Here is a 17566-nt window from a genome sequence, read left to right as displayed (position 1 = left end):
TCCGCATGAAGGAACCGACCTCCCTCGCCAGCTGGACCCGCGCCTTGCGCAAACAACTCGACGCGCTCGGGCTGGACAGCCTTGCCTTGTGCCAGCAGGCCGGGCTCGACCCAGCGCTGATGGACGACCCCAACGCACGCTATCCGCTGTCCGGTACCACGCGCCTGTGGGCGCTCGCCGTTGAAGCCAGCGGCGACCCGGCGCTGGGCTTGCGCGTGTCGCGTTTTGTCAGCCCGACCACGTTCCACGCGCTCGGTTATGCACTGGTGGCGAGCGGCAGCTTGCGCGAGGTGTTCGAGCGCATCGTGCGCTATCACCCGGTGGTCAGCGATGCGTTGGAACTGGAGCTGAGCCGCAGCGAAGACCGCTATCAATTCCGCCTGAAAATTCCGCCCGGCAACCCGGCGCCGGCCGTCGAAGCCATCGACGCCTTCGCGGCGATCTACGTGCGCACCTGCCGCAATCGCCTCGGCCGCGACTACGCACCGCTGGCGGTGTACTTGCGCCGCCCCGAACCGAGCGATGCCCAGCCATGGCACAAAGTCTTCCGCGCGCCGGTATGTTTTGCCGCCGCCGAAGACCGCCTGGAGTTCGCACTCAGCGACTTCGACAGTCACCTCGATGACGCCAACCCGGAACTGGCCGAACACAACGAAGCCGTACTCAAACGCACCCTCGCCCAGCTCAAACCGCTGACCTGGGAGCGCAAGGTGCGCGATGCCATTGAAGAACAATTGCCCGAAGGCGAACCCAGCGCCGAACGCATCGCCCAGGCCTTGCACCTGAGCCTGCGCAGCCTGCAACGGCATCTGGCGGATGAAGGTTGCCGTTTCGACACGCTGCTCAACGAAAGCCGTGAAAATCTCGCGCTGTTGCACCTGCGCGATCCGCAGTGTTCGTTGAGCGAGGTGAGTTATCTGCTGGGCTTCGCCGACACCAGCAGCTTCAGCCGCGCGTTCAAGCGCTGGACGGGAATGACGCCGGGGCAGTTTCGCGATGGGTTGCGTTGAGTTTCAACTGGTGAGCAGGCTGCGCGCCAGACCCGCAGACCATTGTTCGATCATCGCAGCGCCCACCTCAGCGAAGGCAGGATGATTGGCGCTGTACTCCGCCATTTCATCCATCGCTTCCCGTACACCGTGCGCGACCATTTGCAGCAACTGGTTGCAACGCGCTTCACTCAGATTGCAGGCCGTACGGCCAAACTTCGTTAGCATTTTATGCTTGGGCCACGCCTTCGAACCGCCCAACAGCAGTGCCATGCTATCGCTCTTGATGTACACCGACGTGGTGATGATGTCGTACGCCGGAGCCAGCCTGACCAATGAGTGTTCGCCACAATCGTCATACAGCACGCCAAAATTTTTCAAATGAGCATCGCCGTTTTTCAATACCGCTGATAAGGCGACAATCTTGAAGAAAGCTTCCAATGCATCCTTAAGCAGCGAGGGCGAAACAAACGCCTTGATCTGCCGTGCGACTCCTTCGTAAGAACCATCGTATTTGGCCTTCGACGGCCAGCCGTTGAGCACGCAAAAGTCTTCGAAACCGAGGTATCCGGTCTCGCTCAAGTCAAAACGCTCGATGACGAGAAATTTGCCATGCTCGCTGAGTTCGAAATGCGGCACGTCGAGGCCACAAAGTTGCGCAGCGCGCATGCAGAAATATTCGTTGGTTGCCAGCTCGGGATACTCTTCGGCACGGAAGGCTTTGACCAGATGAGTCGAGCCTCGATGCGTCAGTCGGTCTATTGCAGCGGAACTGTCACGCACCAACACTTTGGGCTGCACGCCTGAAACCCCGGAATACTGCCCGTAGGTCTGCAAAAGATCCTCGAACAATCCTTGCGCACCGTCATGAACCAATAACTCAGCGAGCGAGGTTTCAGGTGGACGATCAGTTGTCGATGCGCTCGCGATCGAAAGACGCCCGAGTTGATGCGGGCCGACGATGCCCAGCAAAGCGAAGTCATCGAAGCCGCGCACGGCTTTGCTGAACCGCCGCATCAACTCATCGCGCAACGCACCCTCAGGCAGGTTCATCTCGAATATCGGATGGATGCCGCGTTCACAACCATAACTTTCCAGGCGTGTGGGCATGGTCAGCGAAACGGCATTTTCATCAATCGCATCGTTCCGATAGCTGAACACGCTGTCGACACCTGCGTGCCCGCGCCCCAATCTTCCAACCTCATGGCCGCCGACGCAGACCTGCAAGCGGTCCAATGCCTCAGTCATGGAAGTTCACCTTGCGCAGCGTGTCGAGTGTCGGACGTCGAGAGGCGCGGGGGATTGCGGCCAATTCGTAGCCGAATCCGTTAAGAATCGCTTCGACTTTGCGCAAACCGATTTCCGAGATTGTGTTGTTTTCAATCCCCGAGATTGTTGCGCGGCTCATGCCGTATTGCTGTGCCAAAGCCTGTTGCGACATTTTTTGAGCCTTGCGCAAGCTTCTGATCAATGCGCCAATCTTTTCCATAACCGCCTCTGATGCATTGCTTACGATGCAAACGATGCTTCAACCGAAATAATGCATCTTAAATGATGCAATTCGCGAAGCTTAGCGTAGATGGCCAGTCATCGCTAACGCCTTAGCACCGCATCACAAACCCCAACTCAAACACCGTCCCCGCCACAACACTACTCACCCGCACCTGCCCGCCGTGCAACTGCATAATCGACTGCACGATCGCCAACCCCAGCCCACCCGAATCTCCCGGCTCCGCACGTGAAGGATCGACGCGGTAGAAACGATCGAACAGTCTGCCCAGATGCTCAGGCGCGATGACCGGGCCGTGGTTGTGCACTTGCAGCCAGCACATACCCGGTTCATCACGGCGTTGCAGGCTGATCAGGGTGCCGGGGTCAGCATGGCGTACGGCGTTGGCCAACAGGTTGCCGAGGGCGCGTTGCAGCAGTTGCTGGTCGGCGAGCAACTCGCCGTGCATGCGGTTTTCAAGTCGAAGGCCGCGATCATCAGCCAGGGCTTCGAAGTAATCGCAGAGTTCGTCGCCGACGTTGCGCAAATTCAGTGATTGCAGATTGAGCGCGCGTTCGGCCTGCTCAGCGCGGGCGAGGAACATCAGGTTCTCGGCCATGCGCTTGAGCCGTTCGAACTCTTCCATGTTCGAGGCCAGCACTTCCTGATAGTCGGCCGTGCTGCGCGGGTGGTTCAGGGCCTGGCCGTTGCTGGCGAGCAAGGTGTGCAGCGGCGTGCGGATTTCGTGGGCGAGGTCGGCGGAGAATTGCGACAGGCGCTGCACGCTGTCGTCCAGCCGCGCGAGCATGGTGTTGAGCGCGTGCACCGGCTCGCGCAGTTCGCTCGGCGTGCCCTCGGTGGGCAGGCGTCGATCGAGGCTGCGCAGATCGATGCTGCGCACCGCTTCGCTCAACTGACGCAAAGGTTGCAGTCCCCGACGCAGCAACAGCAGGCCCAGCGCAAACGCGAGCAACGCGCCGAGGCCGACGGACAGATACAGACGCAGGCGATAACTGCCGAGCATCTGCTCGCGCTCGCTGAGCACTTTGCCGGCGATCACCGTCAGGGTTTCACCGTTGGGACCCTGCGCCTGGCCGGACAGCAGGGCCAGCTCGGCGCCGTCACTGGCCTGCCAGCTGAGCACGTCACGGCGCTGCGGCATTTGCTCTCGCGCTAATGCATTGAGCGCCGGCAATTCACGTTGGCGCGGGTTGATCGCGATCACGCTGGAGCCGTCGGCCCGGCGCACCAGCAACAGACTGTCGAGATTGCCGAGCATGTTCTGATACAACCGGGGCCGTGCCTGCAGGGCGTCGAGGCTGTCGCTGTCGGCGAGCAAGGCGCGCACTTGTTCTAGGCGCCCGAGCAGGGCCATGTCGTCCCGAAAGGCCAGTTCCGAGGCCAGCGAGCGGTAGAGAAACACGCCGATTGCGCTCAGCACCAGCGCGCAGACCATGGCGAAGGCCAGCGCCAATCGCCAGGCGATCGACTTACTCCACATCGTCCGGCGCTTCCAGTTGATAACCGACGCCGCGCACGGTGTGGATAAGTTTCGGCATGTACGGGTCGTCGACCTTGGCGCGCAGGCGACGCACGGCGACTTCGACCATGTTGGTGTCGCTGTCGAAATTCAGGTTCCACACCTGCGAAGCGATCAGCGTGCGCGAGAGCACTTCGCCCTGGCGGCTGGCGAGCAACTGCAACAGGGCGAACTCTTTGTTGGTCAGGGCAATGCGCTGGCCGCCGCGACTGACCCGGCGGCGCAGCACGTCGATTTCCAGATCGGCGATGGTGTACGACTCGGCTTCGCGCATCGGCCCGCGTCGCAGCAGCGTGCGCACGCGCGCGAGCAACTCGGCGAAGGCGAAGGGTTTGAGCAGGTAGTCGTCGGCGCCCAGCTCAAGACCACGCACGCGGTCTTCGATGGCGTCCTTGGCGGTGAGAAACAGCACCGGTGTGGCGCCGCGCTGGCGGATCAGTTGCAACAATTGCCAGCCGTTCAGACCCGGGAGCATCACGTCGAGGATGATCAGGTCGTATTCCTGCTGCTCGATAAAATAGCGGCCGTCGAGGCCATTGAGCGCCACATCCACGGCGAAACCCGACTCGCCCAGGCCCTTGGCGAGGAAATTGGCGGTTTTGGCTTCATCTTCTACGACCAGCAAACGCATGGCACACCTCGATTGATCAGGCACACAGGCTAGGCGTGTTCGGCGCCGTTGCCCATTACAAACTTGTAATCCGCCTGACGGGGTTCTGACGAAGTGCGCCGGTTAAGGTGCAGACCTTCTCAATCGGAGCCTGCACATGACCGTCAAATACCTTGTCGCCAGCCTGATCCTCGGCCTCAGCGGCGTTGCCAGCGCCACGCCAGAACTGCCGCGCCACGCCGATCTCGACCTGAAAACCGCACGCTGGCTGGCGGACAAGGCGATGAGCAGCTGCACCGGCACGGTGTCGGTACTCGACCGTGGCGGCAACCTGCTGGTGACGCTGCGTGGTGACGGCGTTGGCCCGCACAACACCGCCGCCAGCCAGCGCAAGGCCTACACCGCGCTGTCGACCAAGACGCCGACGCGGCTGTTCGCCGAGCGCGCCCGCAGCAACCCGGAAACCGCCAACCTCAACACCCTCGATGAATTGCTCTTGCTCGGCGGCGGCATTCCGCTGTTCGCCGGCAGCGAACTGGTCGGCGCCATGGGCGTGGCCGGTTCCGGCGGCGGTGAGCAAGACGAAAACTGCGCCCGCGCCGCCGCCGACAAGGCCGGCCTGACCATCACCCGTTCCCACTAAGGAGATCCACCATGACCACCCTGCGCATGACCCTCGCCGTGCTCGGCCTGAGCGCTGTTTCCAGCCTGGCGCTGGCCGCCGGCAATCCGCTGAGCGTGCACGTGCTCAACCTGGAAAACGGCCTGCCGTCACCGGGCATCAACGTCACCCTGGAAAAACACGTCGGCGAAAACTGGCAGCCACTGGCTCAAGGCACCACTAACGAGCAAGGGCGGATCGCCGAACTGTTCCCGGCCAAACAGCCATTCGAAGCCGGTGAATATCGCGTGGTGTTCAAGACTGGTGAGTACTATCAGAAGATCAAGCACGAGACGTTCTTCCCGGAAATTCCGGTGATCTTCCAGGTCAAGCAGACTGATCAGCACTACCACATCCCGCTGCTGCTGAGCCCGTACGGTTTCTCGACCTATCGCGGGTCGTAAGATAAACACAGATCCTTTGTTGGAACTGGTCTCTGTGGCGAGGGGATTTATCCCCGTTGGACTGCGCAGCGGTGCCATTTTTTCAGGGCCGCTGCGCGCCCCAGCGGGGATAAATCCCCTCGCCACAGGTGCCAGTTCCGACATTGGATCGGCGTGAGTTTTTAGATCGTGGCCAGGGCACGCAGTCTTGCGGCATCGAGGATTTCGATTTCGCCGTAAGCCAACCCGATAATCCCCTGCCCCTGCAGATCCTTGAGGATCTGATTGGTGGTCTGCCGCGACAGCGACAGCATCGCCGCCAACTGCTCCTGCGGCAGTTGCAGCACCCGACGCGGTGCGTCGAGTTCGCCGTAGCCTTCGGCAATCATCAGCAAGCGATGCGCCAGACGTGCCGGGGCTGGCAGCAGGCTCAGCTGTTCGAGGTTGATGAAGGCCAGGCGCAATTTGTGGCTCATCAACAGCGCCAGATGCCGCCAGTACTGCGGCTGTTCGTCGAGCAATTTGAGCATCGTCGCCTGCGGGATATTCAGCAAGGTACACGGCCCGACCGCATAGGCGTCATGGGTGCGTGGCTGACCATCGAACAGGCAGATTTCGCCGAACCAGTGCGGCGCCTCCACCAGACTCAGCAACGCCTCCTTGCCCTGCTCGCTCACCGCGCCAATGCGCACGGCGCCATCGAGCACTGCGTACAGACCGCACGGCGCATCGCCGCGCTGGAATAGCCGTTGCCCCGCCGTCAGCCGCCGCTCCCGGGCCAGCGCCAGCAGGCTATCCTGAAAAGATCCAGGCAGATGACTGAACCACTGGCCGCTGAGCAACCGTGCACGAATTTGCATAACCACTCCTGGAGTGTCGCCTGCCCGACAGAACGAACGCGGATCCCGAGGGATGATGCATTCAACCCCACTGGAGGAACAACAATGAAAAGCCTCGTCGACCACCTCAGTCAATACGCCGCCTACCACCGCGACCCGCGCAACATCGCCAGCCACTTTATCGGCATTCCGCTGATCGTGGTGGCGGTGGCTGTCCTGTTGTCTCGGCCGCAGTGGGCGCTGGGCGGGTTGTGGATATCTCCGGCGGTATTGGTAGCACTGGCCTCGGCGTGGTTCTACTTGCGTCTGGAAGTGAAGCTTGGCGTGTTAATGACCGTGCTGATGGGCCTGTCGGTCTGGGCCGGGCATGCACTGGCGCAGCAGAGCACCCTGGTCTGGCTGAGCAGCGGCCTGGCAATGTTCGTGATCGGCTGGGTGATCCAGTTTGTCGGGCATCACTATGAAGGGCGCAAACCGGCGTTTGTCGATGACATCAGCGGGCTGATTGTCGGGCCGTTGTTTGTCGTGGCCGAGCTGGCGTTTCTGCTCGGGCTGCGGGAGGAATTGAAACAAGAGATCGAGTTGCGGGCGGGGGTGGTGCGGGTCAATCCGAATCGCGCTGCTGTATAGATCGTATTCGCGAGCAGGCTCCCTCCCACATTTGGAATAAGTTTTCCCTGTGGGAGCGAGCCTGCTCGCGAAGCTTTTGCCTTTAAATATTGGCGACTTTCTGCCAGACCTTCGGTTTGAAGAACAAGGTCTCACCCTTGGCCAGGCCGATCAGGCTGTCGTGATCCTTGACCACTTCCGCTTCGATCAGATCCGTCTGCCCTTCCACTTTCAAGGTCACCCGCGTCGTCGCGCCCAGCGGGCGGATATCGCGCACTTCAGCGGCATGGTGATCTTCCAGCTCATGCCTGGACAACGACACTTCGTGCGGGCGGAACAGCACATGATTGTCGTCACTCAGCAGCAGGCGGTTCGAGTCGCCGAGGAAGTGATAAACGAAGTCGCTGGCCGGGTTTTCGTAGACGTCGCCCGGTGAGCCGATCTGCTCGATCACGCCTTTGTTCATCACCACGATGCGGTCGGCGACTTCCATCGCTTCTTCCTGGTCGTGGGTCACGAACACCGAAGTCAGGTTGATGTCTTCGTGCAGCCGCGCCAACCAGCGGCGCAGTTCCTTGCGCACCTTGGCGTCGAGGGCGCCGAACGGTTCATCCAGCAGCAGCACTTTCGGCTCCACCGCCAAAGCACGGGCCAGGGCGATACGCTGACGCTGGCCACCGGATAACTGCTCCGGGTAGCGATCCGACAGCCAGTCCAGTTGCACCATGTTCAGCAGTTCGTGAACCTTGGTGGCGATCTGGCTTTCGCTCGGGCGCTGGTTTTTCGGTTTCATGCGCAGGCCGAACGCGACGTTGTCGAACACCGTCATGTGGCGGAACAAGGCGTAATGCTGGAACACGAAACCGACGTTGCGATCACGCACGTCGTGGCCGGAAACGTCCTCGCCGTGAAAAACGATGTTGCCCTGATCCGGGGTTTCCAGACCGGCAATGATCCGCAGCAAGGTGGTTTTGCCACAGCCCGACGGGCCAAGCAGCGCCACCAGCTCACCGCTGTGGATATCCAGGCTGATGTTGTCCAGCGCCTTGAACGCGTTGAAATTCTTGCTGACGTTACGCACTTCGATCGACATGAATTATTCCTCCGCGGCGCTGGCGCGCAGGCGGTTGATACGGTTTTCGCTCCACTGCTTGAGCAGCAGGATGAAGAGCGCCAGGATCAGCAAAAGGCTCGCCACGGCGAACGCGGCCACGTGGTTGTATTCGTTGTAGAGGATCTCGACGTGCAGCGGCAAGGTGTTGGTCACCCCGCGAATGTGCCCGGACACCACTGACACCGCCCCGAATTCGCCCATGGCCCGCGCCGTACACAGCACCACGCCATAGATCAGGCCCCATTTGATGTTGGGCACGGTGACGTGCCAGAACATCTGCCAGCCATTGGCCCCGAGCAGGCGCGCGGCCTCTTCTTCCTGGGTGCCCTGTTCCTGCATCAACGGGATCAACTCGCGCGCCACGAACGGCACGGTGACAAAAATCGTCGCCAGCACAATGCCCGGCAGGGCGAAGACGATCTGGATGTCGTGATCCTGCAACCACGGCCCGAACAGGCCCTGCGCGCCGAACATCAGCACATAGACCAGACCGGCGATCACCGGCGATACCGAGAACGGCAGGTCGATCAGCGTGACCAGCATGCTCTTGCCACGGAACGAGTATTTGCTCACGCACCACGCCGCGCTGACGCCGAACACCAGGTTCAGCGGCACCGAGATCAGCACGGCGAACACGGTGAGTTTCAGTGCCGACAGTGCGTCCGGTTCAAAGATCGCGGTGAAGAACGCACCGAGGCCATTCTTCAAACCCTGCGATACGACGATGAACAACGGTAGCAGCAGAAACAGGAAAAAGATCAGCCAGCCAAGACCGATCAGGATTCTGCGCGAGGTCGCACTGCCACGCCGCGCAGCGTTGGCCGAGGACGCGGCCGCAATAGACGATTGGGACATGTTCGCGCCTCCTTATGGGGTTTCGATGCGCCGCTGCAGCAAGTTGATCAGCAGCAACAGGACGAAGGAAACCACCAGCATCAGCACGCCGATGGAGGTGGCGCCGGTGTAATCGTACTGGTCGAGTTTGACCATGATCAGCAGCGGCAGGATTTCGGTTTTCATCGGCATGTTGCCGGCGATGAAAATCACCGAACCGTACTCGCCGACACCACGCGCAAACGCCAGGGCGAAACCGGTCAGCCAGGCAGGCAGCAGTGCTGGCAGCAGAATGTGCCGGAACACCTGCAACGGCTTGGCACCGAGGCAGGCGGCCGCTTCTTCGACTTCACGGGGAATATCGGCCAGCACCGGCTGCACCGTGCGCACCACGAAGGGCAAGGTCACGAAGGTCAGCGCGAGGGTAATGCCCAGCGGCGTGTAGGCAATCTTGAAACCGAGGTCGGCGGCGAACTGGCCGACCAGCCCGGTCGGCGTGTACAGCGCCGTCAGCGCGATACCGGCCACCGCGGTGGGCAGGGCAAATGGCAGATCGATCATCGCGTCGATCACCTTGCGCCCCGGGAAGGTGTAGCGCACCAGCACCCACGCCAGCAACGTGCCGATGATGCCGTTGATGATCGCCGCACACAGCGCGGTACCGAAGCTCAGCTTCAACGCCGCCAGCACCCGCGGTGCGGAGATGATCGTCCAGAACTGATCCCAGGTGAGTTGCGCGGCGTGGACGAACATCGCCGCCAGCGGGATAAGCACAATCAGACTGAGGTACACCAAGGTGTAACCCAGCGTCAGCCCGAAGCCGGGTATGACGGGGGAGATACGACGCGACATAAAAGTCCCTGGTTAAAAGCATTCCGCTGAACGCATCAATGTGGGAGCGAGCTTGCTCGCGAAGAGGGAGTATCAATCAACTCGAGGTCGTCTGACACTGCGCTTTCGCGAGCAGGCTCGCTCCCACATTTTCCGCGCCTGGCTTCAGGCTTGATGTGTGGCTGAAGTCAGATTACTGCGCCTGATAAATCTGGTCGAACACGCCACCGTCGTTGAAGAATTTCGGCTGCGCGGATTTCCAGCCGCCGAAGTCCTTGTCGATGGTCACCAGCTCCAGTTTCGGGAACTGCTGGGCGTACTTGGCCGCTACGTCCTTGTCACGTGGACGATAGAAGTTTTTCGCGGCGATTTCCTGGCCGGCCGGGCTGTACAGGTGCTTGAGGTAGGCTTCGGCGATCTGCGCGTTGCCCTTCTTCTCGGCATTCTTGTCGACCACCGCCACGGGTGGTTCGGCGAGGATCGACAGCGACGGCACGACGATGTCGAACTTGTCCGTACCGCCGTCCTCTTTCAGCGCCAGGAACGCTTCGTTTTCCCAAGCCAGCAACACATCGCCCTGACCGTTGTTGACGAAGGTAATGGTCGAACCACGGGCGCCGGTGTCGAGGATCGGCACGTGCTTGAACAGGTTTTGTACGTATTGCTTGGCCTTGGCTTCGTCACCGCCGTTGGCTTTCAGGCCATAGGCCCATGCGGCGAGGAAGTTCCAGCGCGCGCCACCCGAGGTTTTCGGGTTCGGCGTGATCACCGAAACGTCGTTCTTGACCAGATCGCCCCAGTCCTTGATGCCTTTCGGGTTGCCCTTGCGCACCAGAAAGACAATGGTCGAGGTGTACGGCGTGCTCGCTTCCGGCAGACGCTTCTGCCAGTCGGCCGGCAGGCTCTTGCCAAGCTTGGCGATTTCGTCGATGTCACCGGCCAGGGCCAGGGTCACCACGTCAGCACGCAGACCATCGATCACCGCACGGCCCTGCTTGCCCGAGCCGCCATGGGACTGCTGGATTTTCACTGTGTCGCCGGCATGATCCTGCTGCCAGAACTTGATGAATTCGGCGTTGTATTCCTGATACAGCTCGCGCGTCGGGTCATACGACACGTTGAGCAGCTCGTAATCCTTGGCAACAGCGGAACCGGCAAACACGGCGCTGGCCAGCGCGGCCAGAGCGTAACGGCGAATCGACGACATGGTGAAAGCTCCTGAAATTCCTGGTGGTGGCTTTTTCTTGTGTATTGCTGGAATCGGTCCCGCTTCAAAGATCGCCGCCTTCGCCAGCTCCTGCACACAGCCCCCTGTAGGAGCCGCCGAAGGCTGCAATCTTTTGATCTCAGCCCGGTTGTTTACCGGGTTGCTGCAAACGGAATTTCTCTTTGCGTTCGATCTGTACGACCTGCGCGTTGTGCACAGTGATCTCCACCGCGCCGAACCGCAGATCGCGCAGGGCGCTCTGGATTTCACGCAAGATGGTGCTTTCGTCCTGACCGTCAACGCTGCGAAGGGATGCGCTCATGGTGCTGCTCCTTTGAAGGGGTTTTGCCTGGCAGTGGGCGACACTGCGTTCGGCGTGGGAGCAATATAAGAGAGGCATAGATATTCTTAAAAAGACTATTTAAGAATGTTTATATAACCAGAAAATAATATGAGGAAGGGCAAGGGGTTTGCGCTGATTTGAACTCGTCAAGAGAACTTGTGGCGAGGGGATTTATCCCCGTTGGGCTGCGTAGCAGTCCCATTTCTTGGGGCCGCTACGCGACCCAACGGGGATAAATCCCCTTACCACAAGGTCGGTGATAGCCAGATAGGTCTTTTCAGCCAATCAATGGCGTTTTCGCCCAATCAAGCCGATCCGCAGACACCGGCCGCCCAAACCAGTAGCCCTGCCCCAGATCGCATTCTTGCGCCAACAGAAATGTTGCCTGCTCAACCTGCTCGATCCCCTCCGCGTGCACCTGCATGCCCATGCTCCGCGCCAGCGCGATGATCACTCGGACAATCGCCACGTCATCCTCGTCCCACGGCAACCCGGCGACGAAGCCTTGATCGATCTTGAGTTTCTGCACCGGAAGACGCTTGAGCCGCAGCAGCGACGAATAGCCGGTGCCGAAATCATCGATGGCCAGGCGCACACCCAGCTCGCGCAAGCGATGCATCTGTTCCAGCGCCACTTCCGGGTCGTCCATCACCGCGCTTTCGGTGACTTCCAGTTCCAGATACGCCGGATCCAGCCCGGTGTCTTGCAGCACCTGCGCCACCTGCTGGTACAACTCGCGCCGGGCAAACAGCCGCGACGAAACATTCACCGCGACGAACGCCAGCACCACGCCGCTCTGCTGCCATTGGCACATCTGCCGGCACGCCTGCTGCATCACCCAGGCATCGATGTCGGCGATCAGCCCGGTGCGCTCGGCAATCGGAATGAATTCCGCCGGCGACACCAGGCCGCGCTGCGGATGCTGCCAGCGCACCAGTGCCTCGACGCCGATCAGACGGCTGCTGTGCAAGTCATGCACCGGTTGGTAGTAAACGCGCAGCTCGTCCTGCTCCAGTGCGCGGCGCAGCTCGAAGGCGATTTCGACCCGTTGCTGGGCATGGGCGGTCAGCTCTTCGGTATACAGCGCGTAGCCATTGCGCCCGCTGCTTTTGGCCTTGAACAGCGCACTGTCGGCATTGCGCAACAACTGCTCGGCACTCAAGGCATCGCTGGGAAACAGGCTGATGCCGATGCTCGCGTTGATGAACAGTTGATTGCCATCCATCAGCAGCGGCTCTTTCAACGCATCCAGAATCCGCTGCGCCAATGCCGCCGCCTGCGCAGGCTGTGGACAACTTTCCGCGAGCACCGCGAACTCATCGCCGCCCAACCGCGCGAGGGTGATGCCGGGGCCGAACAGTGCCTGCAAACGCGTCGCTACGGCTTTGAGCAAGCGGTCGCCGACGTTATGCCCGAGACTGTCGTTGATCAGCTTGAAGTGATCCAGATCGAGCATCAGCAGCGCGCAGCCACGCTTGTGCGTCTGCGCCGACGCCAGCGCCTGCTCGGCGCGGTCGCTGAACAGCAGGCGATTGGGCAGATCAGTCAACGGATCGTGATGCGCCAAGTGTTTGAGCTCGGACTCGGAATCCTTGATTGCGCTGATGTCGGAGAACACCGCCACGTAATGGCTGAGCCGGCCGAAATCATCGTGAATCACCCGGATGGTCTGCCACTGAGGATAAATCTCGCCGGTCTTGCGCCGGTTCCAGATCTCGCCGCTCCATTCACCTTCGGCCTCGAGGGTGGCGAACATCGCCTGATAGAAGCCCGGCGGATGATGGCCAGACTTGAACAGGCTGGGCTGCTGGCCGATCACTTCATCGCGCCGATAACCGGTGATCTCGATAAAGGCGCGGTTGACGTGAACGATCAGGCCCTGATGATCGGTAACCAGTACGCCTTCGCGGGTGCAATCGAACACGGCGGCCGCCTGACGCAGGCGCTCACGGTCGGTGTGGCGCTCGCGCAGGCGGGCACCGATGCCGAGAAACCGACCCAGCCGCGCCCGCGCGAGGAAAATCAGCGCGGCGCTGACCCCGGCCAGCAGGTAACCGTTGATCAGTTGCCAGTGGGCCAGCGCACTGGAGTCATCGAAGAGTTTGCTTAATAAGTGATCAGAAACCTGCAGCCATAGGGCGGCCAGTACCAGGTAGAGCAGCGCTGCACGCAAGGCATCGCGGTAAGTCGCAGACATTCGGTCGTCCATGTCCCTACAAAAAGGTTGGAATTATAGGTGAAGAAACATTCAGCGACTTCTTATCTGAAAGGGCGACTGGTTTTATCTGTGTGCTTAGTGATAATGCAACGGCTGTTTTTATCTTTATCGAGGGCCCTATAGCCTATGTGGTACGAAGGTTTTCTTGGCTTGTCGGCCTGGTCACTGGTCGCGGTCACCCTGCTGATGACCCATGTGACGATTGTTGCCGTCACGGTCTATCTGCACCGTTACTCGGCCCACCGCTCGCTCGAGCTGAATGCGGGTCTCAAGCACTTTTTCCGTTTCTGGCTGTGGCTGACCACGGCGCAGAATACCCGCGAGTGGACCGCCATCCACCGCAAACACCACGCCAAATGCGAAACCGAAGATGACCCGCACAGCCCGGTCATCAAGGGCCTGTCCACGGTGCTGCGCACCGGCGCCGAGCTGTATCGCAGCGAAGCGCAGAACCCGGAAACCCTGCGCATCTACGGCAAGAACTGCCCGGAAGACTGGATCGAACGCAACGTCTACAGCCGCTATCCGCTGCTGGGCGTGGCGATCATGGGCGTGATTGACCTGCTGCTGTTCGGCACCATCGGCATCACCATCTGGGCCATCCAGATGATGTGGATTCCAGTGTGGGCCGCGGGCGTGATCAACGGTCTGGGCCATGCCGTCGGCTACCGCAACTTCGAATGCCGTGACGCGGCCACCAATCTGGTGCCGTGGGGCATCCTGATCGGCGGCGAAGAACTGCACAACAACCATCACACCTACCCCAACTCGGCCAAGCTGTCGGTCAAGAAGTGGGAATTCGATCTCGGCTGGGCATGGATCAAAGTGTTCTGCTTCCTGCGTCTGGCCAAGGTGCAGCGGGTCGCACCGATTGCCCACCGCGTCGAAGGCAAGGGCAGCCTGGACATGGACACCGCCATGGCGATCCTGAACAACCGTTTCCAGATCATGGCCCAGTACCGCAAATTGGTAATCGGCCCACTGGTCAAGCAAGAGCTGGCCAAGGTCGATCATTCGGTGCGGCACCAGTTCCACCGGGCCAAACGCCTGCTGTCTCGGGAAACCAGCCTGCTGGAAGACCGTCATCACTTGCGCATTCAAACCATGCTCGAACACAGCCAGGCGCTGAAAGTGATTTACGAAAAGCGCCTGGCGCTGCAGCAGATCTGGGTCAAGACCAGCTCCAATGGCCACGACATGCTCGCCGCCATCAAGGAGTGGATTCACGAGGCCGAGGCCAGTGGCATCCAGTCGTTGCGTGATTTTGCCGATCAGCTGAAAACCTACTCGCTGCGTCCAGCAGCTATCTGACCCGGCACTGGCTGCGATCTTCTGATTCTCAGAATCAAGAGATCGCAGCCTCGTTGCACTCGGCAGCTCCTACAGCTCACCGCCCGGCGGGACTCGGTACTGGCCGGGAACTTCGCCGAAAATCCCCTATCTCAATGACACTTCGCCATCCCGGCGGGTTGTCCTGTGGCCGTCGTCGACATTGCGGCGCGCCCTTTGAGATTTGTGCCGATGGTCAACAACAACCAGAAAGACACATCCTTCACCCAATGGCCCGAGGCCGCGCAAACGCTGATGGCGCTGATGCACGCGCAAGGCGAAGTTGCGCGCCTGAGCGAGCGCGAACAGTTGATCAGTTCGCTGCTGGTCAGCGTCAACGCCGTGCTCTGGGCCTTCAACTGGGAAACCCGCCAGGTGCTCTACGTCAGCCCGGCGTACGAACGGATTTTCGGCCGTTCGGCCGCGCTGTTGTTGGCTGACTACAACCAGTGGCGCGACAGCATTTATCCCGATGACTTGGAGTACGCCGAACAAAGCCTGGCCGAAGTCCTGCACCGAGGTGCGGTGGAAGATCGCGAGTACCGCATCATCGCCGCCGATGGCCAGGTGCGCTGGCTCAGCGACAAATGCTTTATCAATCGCCAGGAAGAGCCCGGGCAGCCGGTGATCATCGTCGGCATCGCCGAAGACATCACCGACAAAAAACACATGGAAACCGAGCTGCAACGCTTGGCCACCACCGATGTGCTGACGCAAAGCAGCAACCGCCGTCACTTCTTCGAATGCGCCCACCGCGAGTTCGCCGAGGCCCGCCGCCAAGGCACACCGCTGGCCTTCCTGCTGCTGGACATCGACGATTTCAAAGTAATTAACGACAGCTACGGCCACCCCGAGGGCGACAACGTGCTGCAGCGAATCGCCGAATGCGGCCGCGGCTCATTGCGCCGCGGTGACCTGTTCGGACGGATTGGCGGTGAGGAGTTCGCCGCGGTGTTCCCCGGCTGTGCACCGGAAATGGCGGTGCAAGTGGCGGAGCGCCTGCAGCAGGAGATCCAGCGACTGCGCTTCAACCATGACGGCCAAGCATTCAGCATCACCGTGAGCCAGGGCCTGACCAACCTCACCGACGAAGACAAGAGCCTGGACAGCCTGTTCGCCCGCGCGGATGCCGCGATGTATGAGGCGAAACGGCAGGGCAAGAACCGGATTATTGCGGCCTGATCCGGTCTCCGCGCCTGGTGTTGGACCTGTGGGAGCAAGCCTGCTCGCGAAAGCATTCTGTCAGTGAACTCAGAGCTGCATGACACACCGCCTTCGCGAGCAGGCTCGCTCCCACATCGGAATGTGGTGATCTGTCATTTGCGCATCCGCAGCAACTCCGGCAGCCCGATCTTGAGCAACCGCGCCGTCCGGCTCTTCGCCAGTTCCTCAACGCCTTCATGCTCGGTCAGCTGCGCCATCTGCGCCGCCATGTTCATCACCAATGCCTCGCGGGAATACACGCCGCCGCCCAACTGATAGACCGAAGCAATCAACTCGCGCAACTCCAGCGGCAGACGCCAGCGGGTGCGCAACGCCGAGCCATAAGAAGCGCCAAACTTCGCCAGCGCTTCACCGACCTCCTCCAGCTCGTCCAGCTCGCCGCCGGCCTGCTGCCATTCCTCCAGGCAGCGCAGCAGCGCCAGATCGCCGAGCCGATGCAACATGCCCGCGCAATAGCAGCGCTCCTGATCCAGATCGAGCAGGCGCGCCAGCGTCCGCGCATATTCCGCCGTGTGCAGTGACAGCCCCCAATAACGCTCAGCATAATCTGCCAGGCACGCATTGCTGAGCCGGGCGCTGCGTTTCAGCGCCAGCCCGAGGATCAGGTTCATGCTTTGCCCGGTGCCGAGTCGATGCAGCGCCTGAGCGAGGGTCTGCACGGACGCTCCGTGATGCTGCGCAGCGCTGTTGGCAGCCGCGATCAGCACGGCGGTAATCTGCGGATCGGTGCGCACTTCCTGTTCCAGCAGCTTCAGATCCAGCCCCTCGGGATTGAGGCTACGCTTGACCGCCACTTGCACGTCAGTCATCAGCGGCGCGCCATCGGCCTGCTCACGACGCCGCTCAAGAAATACCGACAGGGTCATGCCCGGTGCCAGCGCTGGCACTTCGCAAACCACTGCTTCGCCAGCGTTGAGCAGCAACCCCTGCAAGCGCTCGGTCAGGCCTTCCATGTTCAACGGTTTGGTCAGGTACGCCGTCGGCGCCAGCGGAATCGCTTCGCGTACGCTGGCGCTGTCGTTGCGGCTGCTCATCAAAATGAACGGCAGCGGCGGATTGCGTTTGCGCTGACGCACGCTGCGCAGCACATGCAGTCCATCGATGCCGGGCAGTTCCCAATCAACGATGGCCAGGTCATAAGGCACCTCGCCAAGCAACGACATTGCCTGCTGGCCATCGGCGCAAAGATCCAGCCGCGCGTCACAGCGCACGTTGAGCAGCACTTGTTTGAGCAGGTCGCGGGACCAGTGGTCGGCCTCGGCAATCAACACTCGAGGTACGGCGGGTAAATCAACGGCAGTCATGCGCGCTCTCCTTGCAATGCCTGAACCTTAGCCAATGCTGGC

At 60.9% G+C, this 17566-nt stretch carries 18 protein-coding genes; 6 read left to right on the top strand and 12 right to left on the bottom strand.

The window, feature by feature from the left end; genetic code table 11:
* Positions 1-5 precede the first annotated feature (5 nt).
* Entirely contained in the window at positions 6-1010 is a 1005-nt protein-coding gene (locus ACZ0AZ_RS09885; RefSeq protein WP_129998374.1) for an AraC family transcriptional regulator, read from the top strand.
* A gap of 3 nt (positions 1011-1013) precedes the next feature.
* Here ACZ0AZ_RS09885 and ACZ0AZ_RS09880 read toward each other — a convergent pair whose 3' ends face one another.
* The 4 genes from ACZ0AZ_RS09880 to ACZ0AZ_RS09865 all read right to left on the bottom strand — a co-directional run bounded on the left by ACZ0AZ_RS09880 (position 1014) and on the right by ACZ0AZ_RS09865 (position 4649).
* Entirely contained in the window at positions 1014-2237 is a 1224-nt protein-coding gene (locus tag ACZ0AZ_RS09880) for a type II toxin-antitoxin system HipA family toxin (protein ID WP_039756349.1), read from the bottom strand.
* Positions 2230-2478: a helix-turn-helix domain-containing protein gene (locus tag ACZ0AZ_RS09875; RefSeq protein WP_039756347.1), complete on the bottom strand. Its 249-nt coding sequence runs from the start codon at positions 2476-2478 to the stop codon at positions 2230-2232. Before ACZ0AZ_RS09875 ends, ACZ0AZ_RS09880 begins: the two co-directional genes overlap by 8 nt.
* A gap of 112 nt (positions 2479-2590) precedes the next feature.
* Entirely contained in the window at positions 2591-3979 is a 1389-nt protein-coding gene (locus ACZ0AZ_RS09870; RefSeq protein ID WP_463537287.1) for a heavy metal sensor histidine kinase, read from the bottom strand.
* A complete protein-coding gene (locus ACZ0AZ_RS09865) occupies positions 3969-4649 on the bottom strand; it encodes a heavy metal response regulator transcription factor (RefSeq protein WP_039756344.1) in 681 nt (226 codons plus the stop codon). The genes ACZ0AZ_RS09870 and ACZ0AZ_RS09865 overlap by 11 nt, the downstream gene beginning before the upstream one ends.
* 136 nt (positions 4650-4785) lie before the next feature.
* On the opposite strand from ACZ0AZ_RS09865, the gene ACZ0AZ_RS09860 reads away from it, so the two are divergent.
* Together ACZ0AZ_RS09860 and uraH are read left to right on the top strand one after the other, a co-directional pair.
* A complete protein-coding gene (locus ACZ0AZ_RS09860; RefSeq protein ID WP_129998376.1) occupies positions 4786-5271 on the top strand; it encodes a GlcG/HbpS family heme-binding protein in 486 nt (161 codons plus the stop codon).
* 11 nt (positions 5272-5282) lie between these two features.
* Positions 5283-5693: a hydroxyisourate hydrolase gene (uraH, locus tag ACZ0AZ_RS09855; protein WP_039756340.1), complete on the top strand. Its 411-nt coding sequence runs from the start codon at positions 5283-5285 to the stop codon at positions 5691-5693.
* Between the two features lie 161 nt (positions 5694-5854).
* On the opposite strand, the gene ACZ0AZ_RS09850 is transcribed toward uraH, so the two are convergent.
* A complete protein-coding gene (locus tag ACZ0AZ_RS09850; RefSeq protein WP_039756339.1) occupies positions 5855-6532 on the bottom strand; it encodes a Crp/Fnr family transcriptional regulator in 678 nt (225 codons plus the stop codon).
* 84 nt (positions 6533-6616) lie between these two features.
* Here ACZ0AZ_RS09850 and ACZ0AZ_RS09845 point away from each other — a divergent pair, with 84 nt between their 5' ends.
* A complete protein-coding gene (locus ACZ0AZ_RS09845; RefSeq protein ID WP_463537286.1) occupies positions 6617-7141 on the top strand; it encodes an Mpo1 family 2-hydroxy fatty acid dioxygenase in 525 nt (174 codons plus the stop codon).
* A gap of 82 nt (positions 7142-7223) precedes the next feature.
* Here ACZ0AZ_RS09845 and ACZ0AZ_RS09840 read toward each other — a convergent pair whose 3' ends face one another.
* From ACZ0AZ_RS09840 to dibA, 6 genes are all read right to left on the bottom strand, one after another.
* Positions 7224-8213, bottom strand: a complete 990-nt coding sequence (locus ACZ0AZ_RS09840; protein WP_024011135.1) for a sulfate/molybdate ABC transporter ATP-binding protein — start codon at positions 8211-8213, stop codon at positions 7224-7226.
* Positions 8214-8216: 3 nt separating this feature from the next.
* A complete protein-coding gene (gene cysW / locus ACZ0AZ_RS09835; protein WP_007917679.1) occupies positions 8217-9089 on the bottom strand; it encodes a sulfate ABC transporter permease subunit CysW in 873 nt (290 codons plus the stop codon).
* 12 nt (positions 9090-9101) lie between these two features.
* Positions 9102-9920: a sulfate ABC transporter permease subunit CysT gene (gene cysT / locus ACZ0AZ_RS09830; protein WP_007952818.1), complete on the bottom strand. Its 819-nt coding sequence runs from the start codon at positions 9918-9920 to the stop codon at positions 9102-9104.
* Positions 9921-10092: 172 nt separating this feature from the next.
* Positions 10093-11106 (bottom strand): sulfate ABC transporter substrate-binding protein, encoded by a 1014-nt coding sequence (locus ACZ0AZ_RS09825; RefSeq protein ID WP_129998378.1) that lies wholly within the window; start codon positions 11104-11106, stop codon positions 10093-10095.
* Positions 11107-11245: 139 nt separating this feature from the next.
* On the bottom strand, positions 11246-11428 hold the full coding sequence (oscA, locus tag ACZ0AZ_RS09820; protein WP_007917682.1) for a sulfur starvation response protein OscA: 183 nt from the start codon (positions 11426-11428) through the stop codon (positions 11246-11248).
* 298 nt (positions 11429-11726) lie between these two features.
* Positions 11727-13646, bottom strand: coding sequence for a phosphodiesterase DibA (dibA, locus tag ACZ0AZ_RS09815; RefSeq protein ID WP_129998379.1), 1920 nt, complete (start codon positions 13644-13646; stop codon positions 11727-11729).
* Between the two features lie 147 nt (positions 13647-13793).
* Between dibA and desA the strand changes: the two genes are divergently transcribed.
* Both desA and ACZ0AZ_RS09805 read left to right on the top strand, forming a co-directional pair.
* Entirely contained in the window at positions 13794-14978 is a 1185-nt protein-coding gene (gene desA, locus ACZ0AZ_RS09810) for a delta-9 fatty acid desaturase DesA (protein ID WP_463537285.1), read from the top strand.
* A gap of 210 nt (positions 14979-15188) precedes the next feature.
* On the top strand, positions 15189-16178 hold the full coding sequence (locus ACZ0AZ_RS09805) for a GGDEF domain-containing protein (protein ID WP_039756328.1): 990 nt from the start codon (positions 15189-15191) through the stop codon (positions 16176-16178).
* Between the two features lie 134 nt (positions 16179-16312).
* On the opposite strand, the gene ACZ0AZ_RS09800 is transcribed toward ACZ0AZ_RS09805, so the two are convergent.
* Positions 16313-17524: an HDOD domain-containing protein gene (locus ACZ0AZ_RS09800; protein ID WP_463537284.1), complete on the bottom strand. Its 1212-nt coding sequence runs from the start codon at positions 17522-17524 to the stop codon at positions 16313-16315.
* Between the last annotated feature and the right edge of the window lie 42 nt (positions 17525-17566).

The sequence above is a fragment of the Pseudomonas sp. AC239 genome, from assembly GCF_979258545.1.
This window is presented reverse-complemented; position numbering and strand designations above follow the sequence as displayed.